The organism is Streptomyces sp. NPDC093260, from assembly GCF_040683715.1.
Lineage (GTDB): Bacteria > Actinomycetota > Actinomycetes > Streptomycetales > Streptomycetaceae > Streptomyces > Streptomyces sennicomposti.
Window position 1 is genome coordinate 134,551 of the sequence record NZ_JBFBEK010000018.1, and the last position, 16,260, is coordinate 150,810.

The following is a 16,260-nucleotide window of genomic DNA, read 5'->3' on the forward strand; positions in this document are numbered from 1 at the left end:
CGCACGGACCTGCTCACCGGTCCGCGCCACGAGCGCGTCGGATGCAACCGCCGCCACGGCATCCTCGCAGGTGAAGCGGACCATCAGTCCGAACATTGCGAGATCCTCCCCTGACCGGGGCCCGAGCGGGCGCCACCCCGGGTGAGGTCTCGGGAGCCGGACATCCGCTCACCCCGAAGGCCCCCGCTCACAGCCCCCGCCCTCACTGGTTTCCGCCTTGGGGCGGCCGTACGGCAAGATGGGGTGTATCTGCCCACTGCCAGATTTCAAGTTGCCGGACGGTTTCTCTTGGCTGAGTTCATTTACACCATGCGCAAGGCGCGCAAAGCGCACGGCGACAAGGTGATCCTCGACGACGTCACCCTGAACTTCCTGCCGGGTGCCAAGATCGGCGTCGTCGGTCCGAACGGTGCCGGCAAGTCGACCGTGCTCAAGATCATGGCGGGGCTCGAGCAGCCCTCCAACGGCGACGCGTTCCTCTCGCCCGGCTACACCGTCGGCATCCTCCTCCAGGAGCCCCCGCTCAACGAGGAGAAGACGGTCCTGGAGAACGTCCAGGAGGGCGTCGCCGAGATCAAGGGCAAGCTCGACCGGTTCAACGAGATCGCCGAGCAGATGGCGACCGACTACTCGGACGCGCTGCTGGAGGAGATGGGCAAGCTCCAGGAGGAGCTGGACCACGCCAACGCCTGGGACCTCGACGCCCAGCTGGAGCAGGCCATGGACGCCCTGGGCTGCCCGCCCGGCGACTGGCCCGTCACCACCCTCTCCGGCGGTGAGCGACGCCGCGTCGCGCTGTGCAAGCTGCTGCTGGAGCAGCCCGACCTGCTGCTCCTGGACGAGCCCACCAACCACCTCGACGCCGAGTCGGTGAACTGGCTGGAGCAGCACCTCGCCAAGTACGAGGGCACCGTCGTGGCCGTCACCCACGACCGGTACTTCCTGGACAACGTCGCCGGCTGGATCTGCGAGGTCGACCGCGGCCGCCTGCACGGCTACGAGGGCAACTACTCCAAGTACCTGGAGACCAAGGCCGCCCGCCTCAAGGTCGAGGGCCAGAAGGACGCCAAGCGCCAGAAGCGGCTCAAGGAAGAGCTGGACTGGGTGCGGTCCAACGCCAAGGGCCGTCAGGCCAAGTCCAAGGCCCGTCTCGCCCGGTACGAGGAGATGGCCGCCGAGGCCGACAAGATGCGGAAGCTGGACTTCGAGGAGATCCAGATCCCGCCGGGCCCGCGCCTGGGCAACGTCGTCGTCGAGGTCAAGGACCTGCACAAGGGCTTCGGCGAGAAGGTGCTCGTCGACGGCCTGTCCTTCACCCTGCCGCGCAACGGCATCGTCGGCGTCATCGGCCCCAACGGCGCCGGCAAGACCACCCTGTTCAAGATGATCCAGGGCCTGGAGACCCCGGACAGCGGCGAGATCAAGGTCGGCGAGACCGTCAAGATCTCCTACGTCGACCAGGGCCGCTCCAACATCGACCCCAAGAAGACGCTGTGGGAGGTCGTCTCCGACGGTCTCGACTACATCAACGTCGGCCAGGTCGAGATGCCGAGCCGCGCCTACGTCTCCGCGTTCGGTTTCAAGGGCCCCGACCAGCAGAAGCCGGCCGGCATCCTCTCCGGTGGCGAGCGCAACCGCCTCAACCTCGCGCTCACCCTCAAGCAGGGCGGCAACCTGCTGCTCCTCGACGAGCCCACCAACGACCTCGACGTCGAGACCCTCAGCAGCCTGGAGAACGCGCTGCTGGAGTTCCCCGGCTGCGCCGTCGTCGTCTCCCACGACCGGTGGTTCCTCGACCGGGTGGCGACGCACATCCTCGCCTACGAGGGTGACTCGAAGTGGTTCTGGTTCGAGGGCAACTTCGAGTCGTACGAGAAGAACAAGATCGAGCGGCTCGGCCCGGACGCCGCCCGTCCGCACCGCGCCACCTACAAGAAGCTGACCCGGGGCTGATCCAGCAGATGCGCCACACTTACCGCTGCCCGCTGCGCTGGGCGGACATGGACGCGTACGGCCACGTCAACAACGTGGTGTTCCTCCGCTATCTGGAGGAGGCCCGTATCGACTTCCTGTTCCGCCCGGACAAAGAGTTCAAGCAGGGGTCGGTCGTGGCGCGTCACGAGATCGACTACAAGCGTCAGCTGGTCCACCGGCACGCCCCGGTGGACATCGAGCTGTGGGTGACGGAGATCAAGGCGGCCTCCTTCACCCTCGGCTACGAGGTCAAGGACGGTGACACGGTCTACGTACGGGCCTCCACCGTCATCGTGCCCTTCGACTTCGAGGCGCAGCGCCCGCGCCGGATCACCGCGGAGGAGCGCGAGTTCCTCCAGGAGTACCTGGACGACGAGGACGAGGAGGAGGCCGTCGCCGCATGACGGTCCTCCATCTCGCCGACGACACGGAAGCGGCGGACCTCGCCGCCTTCCTCTCCCGGCTGCTCCACTACGACCGGGCCGCCGCCGTCCGCCTCCAGGCGGCGGGCACCGCGCTCGCCGTGTTCGGGCGGCCGGCGTCGTTCGAGGTGCTGGCCGTGCGGGCGGTGCGCCTCGCCAAGCCCTACGAGGACGGTCTCGACGTCACCCTCGATGTGACCGTCTCGGCCGGTGACCTGCTGGAGTCCGTGGACGAGGCGGCGGCCACGGCCGCCGTCCCGGCCGCGGTGACCGGGCCGCCCTGGACGGGTGTGCTTCCCCCGCGCGGCGGCTGGCGCGCCGAGCCGGGGCTGCCCCCGGCGCACGCGCTGCGCTCGGTGCTGTCCGCCGCCGTCGCCGAGTTCCGCTCCCGCACCCAGGAGCTGCCGCCCGAGCGGCACACCCGCGCCGAGCTGGACGCGATCGGGCGGGAGATCTGGTCCCGCACGGTCGGCCGCACCCGTCTGCCGGTACGGGCCGTGCACGCCGCGCAGTCCCTCGGCTTCCTGCGCTCCCGGCCCCCGGCGGCCGGTGCCGCGGCGGGCGACGAGGAGGGGCTCGCGCTGTTCTCCTCCGGCGCCTGGCTGCGGCTGCGCACGCCGTATGGCTCCATCGCCGTACGCCGCTCGGGCCTGGGCACCCTGGACGTCAGCGTCCGCTGAAACCGCCGGGCCGGACCGCCGGACGTCCTCGTCCGCTGGAGCCCGCCGGGTCCCGGTCGGCTCGTCGGCGAGCAGCACGGCCGGGTCGTCGGCGAGGGGCACCGCGGTCGCCGTCGTCCAGCCGTCAGTACGGCGCTTCGGCGTGGGCGGGCCGGTACAGGCCGGTGATCCGCACGGTGAGCTCCGGGCCGCCGAGGCGCTCGGCGAGGGTGAGCCGGGCTCCAGGCCGAGGCGCCGGGCGGCGGCCCCGGGGAGCGCGGCCTCCAGGTCCCCCGGTTCAGTCCGGGGTGTTGATCATCGAGGCCGCCGCGTACGTCAGGTAGTTCCACAGCGTCCGCTCCTGCTCCTCGGGCAGGGCCAGCTCGTCGACGGCCGCACGCATGTGGCGCAGCCAGGCGTCGTGCGCCGCGCGGTCCACCCTGAACGGCACGTGCCGCATCCGCAGCCGCGGGTGGCCGCGCTCCTGGCTGTACGTCGTCGGGCCGCCCCAGTACTGGATCAGGAACAGCCTCAGCCGCTCCTCGGCCGGGCCGAGGTCCTCCTCCGGGTACATGGCGCGCAGCTCGGGATCGCCGGCGACGCCCTCGTAGAAGCGGTGGACGAGCCGGCGGAACGTCTCCTCCCCGCCGACCTGCTCGTAGAACGTCTGCTCCGGAAGCGTGCCGCGCCGCATCTCGGTCACGTCTGGTTGCCTCACAATGTCGTGCCGGTCCGCCCCGGGGCCGCTCGGCCGGGGGGCCCGGGGCCGTCCCCCGGGGATTGCAGTACCCGTCCATGGTCTCAGACGGCGGACGGAGGACTTCCGGCCTACGACCCGCCCACGGTCGAGGGGTGCGCGGGGCCGTGGCCGTTTCGGTGCTCGCCTCGCGGCCGGTCGCGCCGCACAGTGGAGCCATGGGCGCGCATGCCGACAGCGAGGACGACCGGGACGACCGGAGCGACGGGACGGACCCGGGCGGGACAGGTACCCGCGCCCCGGACCCGGCCGCTCTCGCCCGGCGGGCGCGGGCCGCGCTGGTGCGGGAGATCGACGCGAGCGGGGCGTGGGCGGCCGACCCCGTGTGGCGGGAGGTGTTCGCGGCGGTGCCGCGGCACTTCTTCGTGCCGTACTACTACGTCGCCGTCGCCGGCGGCTACGAACGGCGCTGGGGCGAGAGCCCGGACCCGGTGGCGCGCGAGCGCTGGCTGCGCGGCGCCTACCAGGACGCCCCGCTGGCCACCCGGCTGCGCGACGGGGAACTGGTCTCCTCCAGCAGCCAGCCCTCGCTGATGGCCCGCATGCTGGCCGAGCTGCGGGTGACGGACGGCGACCGGGTCCTGGAGATCGGCGCCGGCACCGGCTACAACGCCGCCCTGCTGGCCCGCCGGCTCGGCGACGACGACCTCGTCACCAGCGTCGATCTGGAGCCCGAGATCACCGAGGCGGCGCGCACCCACCTCGCGGCGGCCGGGTACCGGCCCGTCGTCGTGACCGGCGACGGCGCGCGGGGCGTCCCGGAACGCGCCCCATTCGACCGGATCATCGCCACCTGCGCGCTGCCCGCCGTGCCGCGCGCCTGGCTCGCGCAAAGCGTCCCGGGAGCCCGCATCCTGCTGCCGATCGCCACCGGCCTGGCCGTCCTGACCGTACGGGACGCCGCTCACGCGGAGGGCCGGTTCCTGGACACCCCCGCCTACTTCGTGCCGCTGCGCGGCGGCGGCGAGGCCGAGGCGCAGCCGCCGAGCCTGGCCGGACTGCCCGCGCACGCCCGCGAGGACGAGCTGTTCCGCTTCCTGCTCGCCCTGACCCGCGGCCGGACGGACCCGCGCGAGGCGTACGGCCTGTGGCGGCGGGCGGGACGCCCCGAGCGCGAGCGCTACGGCATCACCGTGCGCGGCGAGCGCGCGTGGGCGTGGCTGGACGACCCGGAGGGGCCGAACGCCTGGCCCCTGCCGGACTGACCGGCCGACCCAGGGCGTCCTGACCCGCGTTTCCGCGGACCGGTACCGCCGACGTGTCGGCGGCCGTATCGGTCCGCGTGTCCGCGGTCGTGCTCAGCCGCGCCGGATCGTGATCGTCGTCCATGCGCCGACGTGCACCCGGTCGCCGTCCTGGAGCGGCACCGGCACGAAGGGCTGGATGGGCTCCTCGGAGCCGTTGACCGTCGTGCCGTTGGTCGAGTTCTGGTCGACCACCGCCCAGGTGCCGTCGGGCTGCTGGACCAGCACCGCGTGCTGGTGCGAGACGCCCGGGTCCTCCGGCGGCACCGACAGGTCGATGTCGGGGGTGTCGCCGGTGGAGTGCCGGCGGCGGCCGATGGTGACCTGGTTGCCGCTGAGCGTGCGCTGCTGCTCGGGCGAGTACGCGGGCAGGTTCAGTCCCGCGGCCTCGGGACCCGAGCGGTGCATCATCGCCATGAAGTACTCGCGGTCGGGGCCGATCGTCGCCGTCCACGTCGCCGGCTGCTGGGGCTGCTGCCCGAACGCGGGACCGGCCGGGGCCTGCGTGCCGCCGGGCTGCGGGTAGCCGTAGCCGCCCTGAGCGCCGGGGCCGCCCTGACCGCCGGGGCCCGCGGACGACGGCGGGGAGATCACCCAGTCGTCGTCACCGCCGCCGAAGGACGGGCCGCCCTGCTGCGGCCGGTTGGCGTCCTGCCCGAACGGGGGCGCGGGGGGCGGACCGGGCTGGTGGAACGCCTGGGGCGCACCGGGCCCCTTCGGCCCGCCGGGGCCGCCGAAACCGCCGGGGCCACCCGGACCGTTGGGCCCGCCGGGGCCGCCCTGACCGCCGGGGCCGCCGAAGCCGCCGGGGTTGTTCGGACCACCGGGACCGCCCTGGCCGCCGAAGCCGCCGGGGTTGTTCGGACCACCGGGACCGCCCTGGCCGCCGAAGCCGCCGGGGTTGTTCGGACCGCCCTGACCACCGGGACCGCCGAAGCCGCCAGGACCGCCTTGTCCGCCGGGACCGTTCGGGCCGCCGTGCGGCGGGGGACCGGGCGGGGGCGGGACCGGGCGCGACGGGTCGCCGAAGCCCGAGGGGCCGGGCGGCGGACCGCCGAAGGGGCCGCGGCCGCCGGGACCGCCGCCGGGGCGGCCCTGGGGGTCGCCGAACGGCGGGATCGGCTCTGCGGGCCGGTTGACCTGGGACGGCCGGGAGCCCTGGTAGTCAAAGGAGTCACCGCCGCCGAAGGACTGACCTGGCGCCTGCGGGAACCGCGGACCCGGACCGGAAGGACCGCCCGGGCCGCCCGGGCCGCCCGGGCCGCCCGGACCACCGGAACCGGGGCCCTGCGGGCGGGGTGCGGCCGGGGTGTACGAGGTGGCCGTGTTGGTCAGGAAGTTCCAGCGGCACTCCTCGCAGAACGGCGCACCGCCCTCGCGGGGCGTACGGCACTGCGGGCACAGCTCGGGCTGGGCGCCGCCGGACGCCCCCGGGTGCGGACGGCCGCCGGACTGGCCGGGACCGCCGAAGCCGCCGGGCTGACCGGGGCCACCGGGTCCGCCCGGAGCGGGCGCGGGCGGGAAGCCGTAGCCGCCGGCGGGCGGCGGCGGGGGCGGAGGCGGTACGGCACCGGCCATGCGGTGACCGCAGACCTCGCACCAGTCGTCGGAACCCGACTGGTGTCCGTTCGGGCAGGTCGGCATGTCGGCGCTTCCCCCTCTCCTGTTCCGGTCGCTGCGACCGGATTTCTCCCACCCCGAGGGGCCGGGCTCGCTGTCCGACGCGGTCGCCCGCGTCGCTTCCTATGTCACTTCTTTACACGAACAGTCTTTGTGGACCGGGTCTCGAGCGTCATCTCGTCGGCCTCCGCGACCTTCGCCTTCAGTCGCACAGTACCTGTCGCCGCGTCGACCACGTCCACCACCTTCGCAAGCAGTTTCGCAGTATCGGCGTTCCCCGAGGCACTCGCGAGCTGCACCGCACGACCCAGTTTGGCGGTCGCTCCGTCGATATCTCCCGCTTTGCGAAGATCGATGCCCTGCTGGATGACCTGGGCCAGTTCGGCCTGCCCGGTGTAGTGGGCGACCTGCGGGCTGATCGCGGTGGAGGCCACCACGTCGTCGGTCCACACGGCCCGCACGAGCCCCTGCGCGCCGAGGTTCTGCACCGAACCGTCCGATTGCGGCACCACCAGCGACACCCGGGCCGCCAGCATCTCGCGCCCCACGTTCGCGGCCGGGACCTCGACGCACAGGTGGTAGTCGCGGGACTCGTCGCCCCAGGAACCGGTGGGGTAGTCCCCGGCGCGCGGCCCCGCCTCGGTACGTCGGTCGGTCAACTCCTCGACCGTCGGGGCGACCTGCTTGACGAACTTGATGGTGGTGCCGACCGGCGTCCACACCCGCAGGGCGACGTCGGCGACCTCCTTGCCCATCGCCGTCTCCATCATGTGCGTGAAGTCGGCGGCCAGCGCGGCCGGGTCGGCGACGATGTCCGCGGTGCCGAGCAGCGCCGAGGCGATCCCTGTGACTTCTTTCACTTCCCAGTCGGTGCCCACGCCCCGCGCGTCACAGGTGAACCGGCCGGCGCACTCCCGCAGTGCCCGCTGCAGCTCCTCGGGCGACTCGTGCTCGTTGCGGCCGTCGGTGAGCAGGATGCCGTGCCTGATGCCGACCTCCGCCGACGACAGCAGCCGGCCGGCCAGCCGCAGCCAGGTGCCGATGGCCGTGCCGCCGCCCGCGCTCAGCCGGCGCAGCGCCTGCTTGGCCTGGTCGCGGGTGGTGGCGTCGGCGACCGCGACCCGGCCGCCGCCCGGATAGACCTCCGTGGCCACGTGGGTGCCGCCGATCACCGCGAAGCGCACGCCGTCGCGCAGGGTGTCGATCGCGGCGGCCGTCGCCTCGCGGGCGTTGCGCATCTTGGCGGGCGGGTAGTCCATCGAGCCCGAGCAGTCGACCATGATCGCCACCGCCGCGGACGGCCCCTGCCCGGGTGCGTACAGGTGCGGCGCGCCGACCGCGCTGCCGATGGTGCCGCCGCCGGTCGCCGTCACCGTGACGATGGCGTTGACCTCGCGGCCGCCCTCCGGCAGGAACTCGTTCTGGTACACGTCCATCGAGAACCGCGGCGCGCTGGATTTCGCGAAATTGGCCATGGCTTCCCAGATCCCCCTCCGGACACCCCGCCGGGAGCGGGGCTGACGACTGTGAACGGACCGGTCCCCTCCGGCCGTCGGAGCTTCCCCGTGGTGCGGGCGGCGGCCCCCCGGCCGGACTCCCGTCACCGGCCGGCGGCCGCGTCCCTCAGGCCGATCCTGCCCCCTGCGAGGGGAGCGGGAACGGCACGAGCGCCACTGTTACGTTGTCGTGGCCCCCGCCGTCCAGGGCGTGGCCGACCAGCACCCTGGCACTGTGCAGCGGACGCGTCCCGGCGTCCAGGGGCAGCACCTGGGCCATCTCCTCGGCCGACTCGGCGTAGTTCCACAGCCCGTCCGTGCACACCACGACCACGCCCGGCCGGTCCGGCTTGAACGAGGCGGTGTGCGGTTCCAGTTCGTAGGCGTCCGCGCCGAGCCAGCCGGTGATCGCGTGGGCGCGTTCGTCGGCGTACGCCTCCGCCTCGCTCATCAGGCCCGCGGCGACCATCTGCGCGGCCCACGAGTCGTCCTCGGTGAGCCGGGCGGCCGGGGCGGCCCGGTCCACCGGCACCCAGTAGGCGCGGCTGTCGCCGACCCAGCCGACGACCAGCAGCTCGCCCGTGACCACGGCGCCGACCAGGGTGCAGGCCGGCGCGTTCTGGTGCGGGGAGTGCTCGCGGGCGCCCGCGGGTTCGTCGGCCAGCGCGTCGACGGCCTGCGCGGCGGCGACGATCGCCTCGTGCATGGCCTGCTGCGGGTGCGTGCCCCGGGCGAGGGCGGCCAGCAGGAACTCGCTCGCCGTCCGGGAGGCAGCCAGCGAGGCCTCGTCGGGGCGGGTCGCGGAGGACACGCCGTCGCAGACGATCGCGACCGAGGCGGCCGTGCCGTCGGGCAGCGCCGTGCGGCCGAGGCCGAACGCGTCCTCGTTGCGGTGGTGGCGCAGCCCGCGGTCGCTGATCGCGGCCACCGGGCCCGACTCCTGCTCCATGTGGTCGCGTTCGCGCGGCTGGGCGTGCCCGCAGTTCTCGCAGTAGCCGTCGCTGTCGACGCGGCCGGCGCGGCACGCCACGCACACCGCGGCGGCCTGGCCGGCGCTCACGTCGGCGCCGGGGGCGGCGGTCTGCGGGGTCTGCCGCGGGTCGGGCGCCTGGGCCGGGTCGGGAGCCTGCAACGGGTACTCCTCGGGCTCCGTCGGCCGGTCGAACCGTACGCCCGCGCCGGGCGCGGCCGGGTGCGGGTCCGCGGACCGGGACTGGCTGTACGGGACTTCAGGGGCCGGCTGCGGCTGGGCGTGCGGAGGCGACGGCGGCTCGGCGTGCGGCCGCTGCCGGCCCCGCTGCCAGGCGTCGCCCGGCGTGCCGGGACCGGCGGCGCCGGCGACCGGCGCACCGCCTTCGGCGGGCGCGGCCGGGTTCGGCACCGCGCCGTGGCCCATCGTCAGCGTCGGCGTGTCGGGCGACGGCACGGCGACCGTGGACAGGTCGTATCCGCAGGCGCCGCAGAACCGGTCGTCCGACTCCAGCGGCTCCGCGCAGCTGGGGCAGTTCGACAGGGCGGCCTGCTGGGGCATCTGCGACATCAACTACACCCACGTCCGGGGGCGGTAACGGTTGGCACGTTCCACCAGGTCGATCCTCTCCTTGCCGCCGGGCGCCAGCCGGGCCAGCGTGCGGTACGAGCGCTCCAGTCCGAAGCGGAGTCCCCGCTCGTCCAGCTCGCTGCCGAGCAGCACCCGCCGGGTGGCCGCCTCGGCGGCTCCTCCCCCGGAGAGTATCCAGTCCAGCGCGCAGCCGAGGACCTCCGCCGACAACAGCTCGCGCCGCGCCGGGTCCAGACCGTACGCACGCAGCGCCTCCACCTGCCCGGCGGCGGCCGTCAGATCCTCCGCGAACGGCGTGTCGGAGGCGGGCGCCGTACGGTGCCTGAGCCGCGCCCGTACGGCCGCGACGCGCGCCGCCGTGTAGTGGATGGACGCCTCCGGCACCGACTCCAGGGTGCGTACCGCGCCGCGCCGGTCACCGCCGGCCAGCCGTACCCGGGCCAGCCCGAAGGCGGCGCTGACGTAGCTCGGGTCGGTCTTCCACACCAGGCGGTAGTACTCGGCGGCGTTGTCGAGCTGCCCGAGGACCTCCGCGCACAGGCCGAGTGCCAGCTTGGGCGCGATCTCGCCCGGGAAGGCGTCGTAGAGCGCGTCGAAGGACAGGGCCGCCCCCTCGTGGTCGTCGGTGACCAGGGAGACCACGCCCCGGTACCAGACCACCCGCCAGTCGTCGGGATGCCGCTCCTCCAGCGCGCGCAGCACCTCCAGCGCCGTGCCGGGCTCGCCGGTCTCCAGCCGGGCGCGGATCTGGCGCAGCCGGGTCTCGGTGGACTGCGCGGGCGCGGCGGCCAGCGCGTTGATCAGCTCGCCCGGCGCGGACGCCAGAAGGCCCGCGAGGAAACCGGCGTTGGGGTCGGTGGGGTCGACGTGCGGTACGGGCAGGGCGAGCGCGGCGGCGGCCACGTCGACGCGCCTGACGGGCACGGCCGCCCCCGGCCCGCCGGGAGTTCCTGCGCCACCGGGCGCCCCGGGGCCGCCGGGTGCCGCCGTCACGCCGGGCGCCGCCGGAGCCGCACCGGACCGTGCCGTCTTCCCGCCCCGTGCCGGGCGCGCCCCCAGCCGGGACACGTCGCCCTCCAGGGGCGGGAACAACTCGGTGTCGGTCAGCCGGAGTTCCGGGCCGAACAGGGTGGACAGGGCGGGCCGGGCCTGGCCGGTCTGGAGGGACACGACCTCCCGCAGCACGCCCGTCAGCTGCTCCGCCATCTCCTGCGCGGAGGCGAACCTGCGGGCCGGGTCCGGGTCGGTGGCCCGCACCAGCAGCCGGTAGAACGACTCGTAGCGGCGGAACACCTCGATGGTGTCCGGGTCCGGCAGGCAGTCGACGTAGACGTTCGTGTAGCCCTGGAAGTCGAACGTGAGGACGGCGAGCGTCCGGCCCACCGTGTACAGGTCGCTGGCCACCGACGGGCCGACCTCGGCGACCTCCGGCGCCTGGTAGCCGACGGTGCCGTAGATCGCCGACTCGTCGTCGTCCATGCGGCGCACCGCGCCCATGTCGATCAGCTTGAGCTGATCCTCGGTCTGGATCGCGTTGTCGACCTTGAAGTCGCAGTACAGCAGGTTGCGGCTGTGCAGATGGCCGAGCGCCTCCAGGGCCTCGATGCCGTACGCGCAGGCCTGCTCCACCGGCAGCGGATCGCGCCGCCCGTCGGGTGTACGACGGGAGTTGGCGATCTCCTTGAGCGACTTGCCGCCGACGTACTCCATGACGATGTAGCCGTCGAGGGAGCCGGTGCGCTGGTCCAGGTGCTCCACGAAGTTGTAGATACGCACGATGTTCGCGTGCTCGATCTCCGCGAGGAAGCGCCGCTCGGAGATCGCCGCGGCCATCGCGTCCTGGTCGCCGGTGTCCAGCAGGCCCTTGAGCACCACCCACCGGTCGGACACGGCCCGGTCCACGGCCAGGTAGATCCAGCCGAGTCCGCCGTGCGCGAGACAGCCCACCACCTCGTACTGCCCGTGCACGATGTCCCCGGCGCGCAGCTTGGGCACGAACGAGTACGGGTGGCCGCACTTGGTGCAGAACCCCTCCGTGCGGCCCGGTCGCTCCCCGCGCGCCCGGCCGACCGGCGCTCCGCAGTCCGAGCGGGAGCAGAACCGCTTGCGCTCGGGCACCTCGGGGTTGTCCAGCACCATCGAGTGCGGGTCGGGGCGCGGCACCTGCGGCACCCGCACCAGGCCCACGCCGAGCCGGCCGCGCGCGGAGGAGCCCGCCGTGGAGCCGGAGCTGCGCACCGACACCGAACGCCCCGTGGAGCGGCCCGACAGCGAGCGCGAGAGCCGCCCCGACACCGAGCGGCGCGACCGCGACGACTGCGACGAGGTGCGCGAACTGCCCGTGCGCGCACTGGAACTGCCCGTCGAACCGGCCGCCTCATCGCCGCCGGTGATCCCGGTGGGCGGCGAGGTCACCATGCCGCTCGCCGACACGACCGGCGCCAGGCCGCAGATGTCGCAGTACAGTTCGCCGCCGCCGACGTCCTCGTACGCGCCCTCGCAGTCCGGCCGCTGGCACGTCTGCCCCGCCTGACTCATGACTCACCCCCGCCGTCACCGTCCTGGGGGCCGCCCTGACGCGGCACCCGTGCGGCGCCGAGCAGTTCGGCCACCGCCTGCTGGTAGCGCAGCACCGCCTGCTCGGCCACCCGCAGGTCGCACGGCGCGCTCCACAGCATGCGCCGCGCCGCGTCGTACCGCTCGACCAGCAGCGGGTCCTCCACCAGGCCGTGCCGGGCCGCCTTCGCCTTGTACGCGTCCAGCCGACCGCGCAGTTCGGCGCGGACCGCCAGCGGCGCGGTGACCGCCGTCAGCGACTCGCGGGCGCGCAGCAGTTCGTCCTCCGCCTTCTGCTCCAGCGACTCCAGCAGCGGCGACAGACGGTGCCACTGGGCCTGCCTGCGGTACTCGGCGGCCGTCGCCAACTGCTCCTGGAGCGCGGTCGGCGGGCCGCTGACCACCGGCACCTCGGTGGCGGCGATCTTCGCCAGCACCTCGCCGCGCGCGGTGCGCGCCTCGGCCAGCGTACGGTCGGCACGGGAGAGCAGGTCGCGCAGCTTGATCAGCCGCTGCTCGGCGTCCTGGCGCACCCCGAGCACCGCGTCGATCTCCCGGCGCACCTCCTCCAGCGCGCGTGCCTCCCGGTCGTAGACCGTGGTGTCGGGGCGGCCGCCGCCGGGCGCCGAACTGCCCTGCGCCGGGATCCAGTAGGCGAGCGGGTCGGAGACCACCTCCTCGCGCAGCCGGGTCAGGGTGCGTGTGATGCGCTCCAGGTCGTCGCCGGCCGGGTGCTCGCCGGGGCGGACGCCCACCGAGTGCGCGAGCCGCCGGGTGCGCTGGAGCTCCGCGGCGAGTAAATCGATCCGGGCGGGCAGCGCCGACCACACCGCGTCGGCGGCGACCACCATGTCCAGGCCGGCCGCGTACAGCTCGTTCATCCGGTCCACCAGGGCTGCCAGCGTGAAGGTGTGGGTGAGCCGTGCGGCGCCCTCCGCGTGCGGCTCACCCGCGGCGGCGTCGGCGACCGTCACCGACTCGCCGCGCAGCAGCTCGGTCAGCTCGACGAGGTCCTCGCGGCTGGACCAGCGGCGGCGGGCGCGGATCTCACGGGCGGTGCGCAGCGCGGCCGTGTAGGCGTCGAAGTAGGTCCACAGCAGCGTTATCGACGCCTCCGTGGCCGCCCAGCGCTCCCGGGTGACGCCGGTCAGCTCGGCGCCCTCCAGCAGTCTGCGGCCCGCATGGTCCTGGAGGGCCAGGAGCGAGGTCTCGATCGCCTCGTGCTCCGCGCCGAGCCGCGCCAGCGCACGGTCCACCTCGTCCCGGTCGAGCACCGGCCCGGCGGGGTCCGTGCCGCCCATCGATCACCTCTCGCTGCTGTTCGTGTTCCGTCGGTCCGGCGCCGGCCGCGGGCCGGGTCACCGGTAGGCGGGGGCCGGCGGGGTCGCCGACTCCGATCTCCCGCCCAGCGTCGGGGACAGCCACTTGTCGTACGACGCCTTCCAGCCCCCGTCCTTGCGGTACTGGTCGAGTATTCGGTTGACCTGGCGGACCAGGTCGTCGGCGCCCAGCCTCATCGCGACGCCGTAGTACTCCTTGGTGAAGGTGCCGCCCTTGAGCTGCACCGTCGGGTCCTGCGCGGCCTGGCTGGCGGCGAGCGCGCCGTCGGTGACCACCGCGTCCACCTCGCCCAGTTGCAGCCGCACCAGGCAGTCCAGCTGGTTGGGGACGGTGGTGGTGATGTCGGTCGAGGCGGGCAGCGTGCCGTCCTTCTTGCCGGCGGACAGGTGGTCGTAGGCGGTGGAGCCGGTCGCCGAGCAGACCCGCTTGCCCGCCAGCGACTTGTCGTAGCCGGTGATCGCCGAGGTGCGCGGGGCGAGGACCTGCTGGCCGGTGAGGAAGTAGGGCGCGGAGAACGCCACCTGGTCCAGCCGGTCGCAGGTGATGGTCATGGTGCGCACCACCATGTCCACCCGGCCGCTGCGGATCGCGTTCACCCGCTCGTTGGTGGGGATGGCCCGGAACTGCACCTTGTCGCCGTCGCCGAGGATGTCCTCGGCGATGCGGTGCGCGAGGTCGATGTCGAAGCCCTCCAGCGCGCCGGAGGCGTTGTTCGGGTTGCGGTAGCCCCAGCGGTAGCTGTTCTGGTCGACGCCCACCGAGAGGTAGCCGCGCTGCCTGATGGCAGCCACGGTGGGGCCGTCGGCGGCGGACGGGGCCAGGCTGCGGTTCTGCGCGTCGGCGTCCGTGCAGTCGCCGGCCCTGGCCTGCACGCCCTTCGCCGCGCCGGGGCCGCCCACGGCGGGGGCGGCGCCGTGCGACTGGGTGCGCGGGAGCAGCAGGACGAACGCCAGCGCCAGCACGCAGACGGCCGCCATCGCCCCGACGCCGCCCCAGCCCCGCAGGCCGGCCCGCAGTCGTCGTACTCGCACGCTCACGCCTCCTTCCACCCTTGTACCGCCCCCTCTCACCGGTACTCCGACAGCCTGCGGCCGATGCCGAACAGGGCGCCGGCCGCGCCGAGCACCGCGAGGGCGGCGGCCCCTGCGGGCAGCCCGGTCATGGCGCTTCGCCCGTCCTCGGCGGCCTGCCGGAACTCGCCGGTCTCGTGGGTGAGCGCCCTGGCCAGCGAGGCGTCGACGGTGTCGAAGCACTCGCCGGTGGCCTGGTCCCCGGCGCCGGTGCCGATCACCCGGTCGCGGGCCTTCTGGTAGTCGCCGGAGTCGTTGGCCCGGCGGGCCTCGGTGTGCCGGGCGATCCAGGCCTTCATCGAGTCGTTCGCCACCCGCACCGGGTCGCGGCCGGCCGCGTCGTCGGCGAGGGCGCCGGCCTGGTCGAGGGTCTTGCCGAGCGCGCCGATCTCCTGGTCGTAGGCCCAGTCGTAGGCGTCCATGACGGTGCCGTCCGGCAGCGTCTTGGTCTCCGCGCCGCGGCTGACCAGGGTGAGGTTCTCGTCGCTGCGGGCCTTCAGGGAGGCGATCCGGGCGTCGTGCAGCACGTTCAGCGAGCGCACGCCGTGCTCGTAGGAGCCGTTGAGGCCCGCGCGGGCGACGCTGTGGCCGGCCACCAGCCACAGCAGGACGACGGCGCAGGCGGCGGTGGCGGCGGTCAGGCCGTGGTTCAGCACCCGGTTGGTGCGCCGGTACTCGCGCCGCTGCGCCCAGGCGAGGGCGGCGAGGGCGAGGACGCCGAGGGCGATCGCCGCCCACGGGTAGGGCGTCGCGTCCGCGTAGTCGGAGCGCAGCCGCTGGTTCTCCTTCTGGTACAGGTCCTCGGCGGCCGGCAGCATCTGGTTCTGCATCGTGGTGTTGGCGGTGCGCAGATAGGCGCCGCCGACGGGGAAGCCCTGGCGGTTGTTGGCGCGGGCGGTCTCCACCAGGCCCTTGTAGCGCGGCAGCAGTTCGTTGAGCTTGGCGATGGTGGCCGCGGAGGGGGAGTCGGGGGCGGAGTTGGCGGCGGCGGTGACGAGTTTGGCGGCGGCCGTGCGCACGTCCGCCTCGTAGCGCTCGCGGGTGGCGGCCGTCTCCTGGAGCCCGGCCAGATAGCCGCCGGCCGCCATGGTGTTGGCGTCGGCGAGGGAGCGGTAGATGTCGGCGGCGTCGGAACTGAGCGGCTGGCTGCTGTGCAGGACGTCGTCGGCGGCGCTCGCCCGGTCCGTGCTCTGCCAGGCGGTGACGGCGCCGAACGCGATGACGAGGAGGGCCAGTACGGCGCCGATGGCGCGCAGCCGGCCCGGTTCGGTGACGGCGGCGGCGCGCAGCCTGTCCACGCCCTCGGCGAACGCGGTGCGGCGCGGGGGCGCCGGGGCGGGGGCGGGGACGGGGGCGGCCGGGTGCGGCGCTCCGGCCGGCGGGCCGGGCTGCGACGGCACGGCCGGGATCGTGGGCAGGGCGCGGCCCGGCGCCGCCGCGTCGCCGTTCGGCGAGTGTGTCACTGCTGACCTCCCCCATGGTCATCCGTCGCCGCAAGTATCCCTGTCGGCACCGACATCCGCACCGGCTTCACTCGATCTTGATCCGATCGCAGCGCGG

12 protein-coding genes are annotated in these 16,260 nt (G+C 74.1%); 4 read left to right on the plus strand and 8 right to left on the minus strand.

Going from position 1 to position 16,260, the window contains the following annotated elements; all coding sequences use genetic code 11:
- The first annotated feature begins 288 nt into the window (after window positions 1–288).
- From ettA to AB0N63_RS23195, 3 genes are read left to right on the plus strand one after another with little or no spacing between them, the layout of a single operon-like run.
- A complete protein-coding gene (ettA, locus tag AB0N63_RS23185; protein ID WP_365531005.1) occupies window positions 289–1,953 on the plus strand; it encodes an energy-dependent translational throttle protein EttA in 1,665 nt (554 codons plus the stop codon).
- 8 nt (window positions 1,954–1,961) lie between these two features.
- On the plus strand, window positions 1,962–2,378 hold the full coding sequence (locus AB0N63_RS23190) for a thioesterase family protein (RefSeq protein WP_365531006.1): 417 nt from the start codon (window positions 1,962–1,964) through the stop codon (window positions 2,376–2,378).
- Window positions 2,375–3,076: a hypothetical protein gene (locus AB0N63_RS23195; protein ID WP_365531008.1), complete on the plus strand. Its 702-nt coding sequence runs from the start codon at window positions 2,375–2,377 to the stop codon at window positions 3,074–3,076. Before AB0N63_RS23190 ends, AB0N63_RS23195 begins: the two co-directional genes overlap by 4 nt.
- Before the next feature lie 277 nt (window positions 3,077–3,353).
- On the opposite strand, the gene AB0N63_RS23200 is transcribed toward AB0N63_RS23195, so the two are convergent.
- A complete protein-coding gene (locus AB0N63_RS23200) occupies window positions 3,354–3,758 on the minus strand; it encodes a globin (protein WP_365531010.1) in 405 nt (134 codons plus the stop codon).
- Between the two features lie 212 nt (window positions 3,759–3,970).
- On the opposite strand from AB0N63_RS23200, the gene AB0N63_RS23205 reads away from it, so the two are divergent.
- Window positions 3,971–5,017 carry a methyltransferase domain-containing protein gene (locus AB0N63_RS23205; protein ID WP_365531012.1) on the plus strand — a complete coding sequence of 349 codons (1,047 nt, stop codon included), beginning with the start codon at window positions 3,971–3,973 and terminating at the stop codon, window positions 5,015–5,017.
- A gap of 93 nt (window positions 5,018–5,110) precedes the next feature.
- On the opposite strand, the gene AB0N63_RS23210 is transcribed toward AB0N63_RS23205, so the two are convergent.
- From AB0N63_RS23210 to AB0N63_RS23240, 7 genes are all read right to left on the minus strand, one after another.
- Window positions 5,111–6,700, minus strand: coding sequence for an FHA domain-containing protein (locus tag AB0N63_RS23210; RefSeq protein ID WP_365531013.1), 1,590 nt, complete (start codon window positions 6,698–6,700; stop codon window positions 5,111–5,113).
- Window positions 6,701–6,804: 104 nt separating this feature from the next.
- Window positions 6,805–8,151, minus strand: a complete 1,347-nt coding sequence (locus AB0N63_RS23215) for a VWA domain-containing protein (protein ID WP_365531015.1) — start codon at window positions 8,149–8,151, stop codon at window positions 6,805–6,807.
- Between the two features lie 148 nt (window positions 8,152–8,299).
- The gene (locus AB0N63_RS23220) at window positions 8,300–9,712 is read right to left on the minus strand and encodes a protein phosphatase 2C domain-containing protein (protein ID WP_365531017.1); all 1,413 of its coding nucleotides are present in this window, start codon (window positions 9,710–9,712) and stop codon (window positions 8,300–8,302) included.
- Between the two features lie 3 nt (window positions 9,713–9,715).
- A complete protein-coding gene (locus tag AB0N63_RS23225; protein WP_365531018.1) occupies window positions 9,716–12,271 on the minus strand; it encodes a tetratricopeptide repeat protein in 2,556 nt (851 codons plus the stop codon).
- Window positions 12,268–13,590 carry a hypothetical protein gene (locus AB0N63_RS23230; RefSeq protein ID WP_365531020.1) on the minus strand — a complete coding sequence of 441 codons (1,323 nt, stop codon included), beginning with the start codon at window positions 13,588–13,590 and terminating at the stop codon, window positions 12,268–12,270. Before AB0N63_RS23230 ends, AB0N63_RS23225 begins: the two co-directional genes overlap by 4 nt.
- Before the next feature lie 57 nt (window positions 13,591–13,647).
- Entirely contained in the window at window positions 13,648–14,661 is a 1,014-nt protein-coding gene (locus AB0N63_RS23235) for a glutamate ABC transporter substrate-binding protein (RefSeq protein ID WP_365531022.1), read from the minus strand.
- A gap of 35 nt (window positions 14,662–14,696) precedes the next feature.
- The gene (locus AB0N63_RS23240) at window positions 14,697–16,163 is read right to left on the minus strand and encodes a hypothetical protein (protein ID WP_365531024.1); all 1,467 of its coding nucleotides are present in this window, start codon (window positions 16,161–16,163) and stop codon (window positions 14,697–14,699) included.
- Window positions 16,164–16,260: the final 97 nt, after the last annotated feature.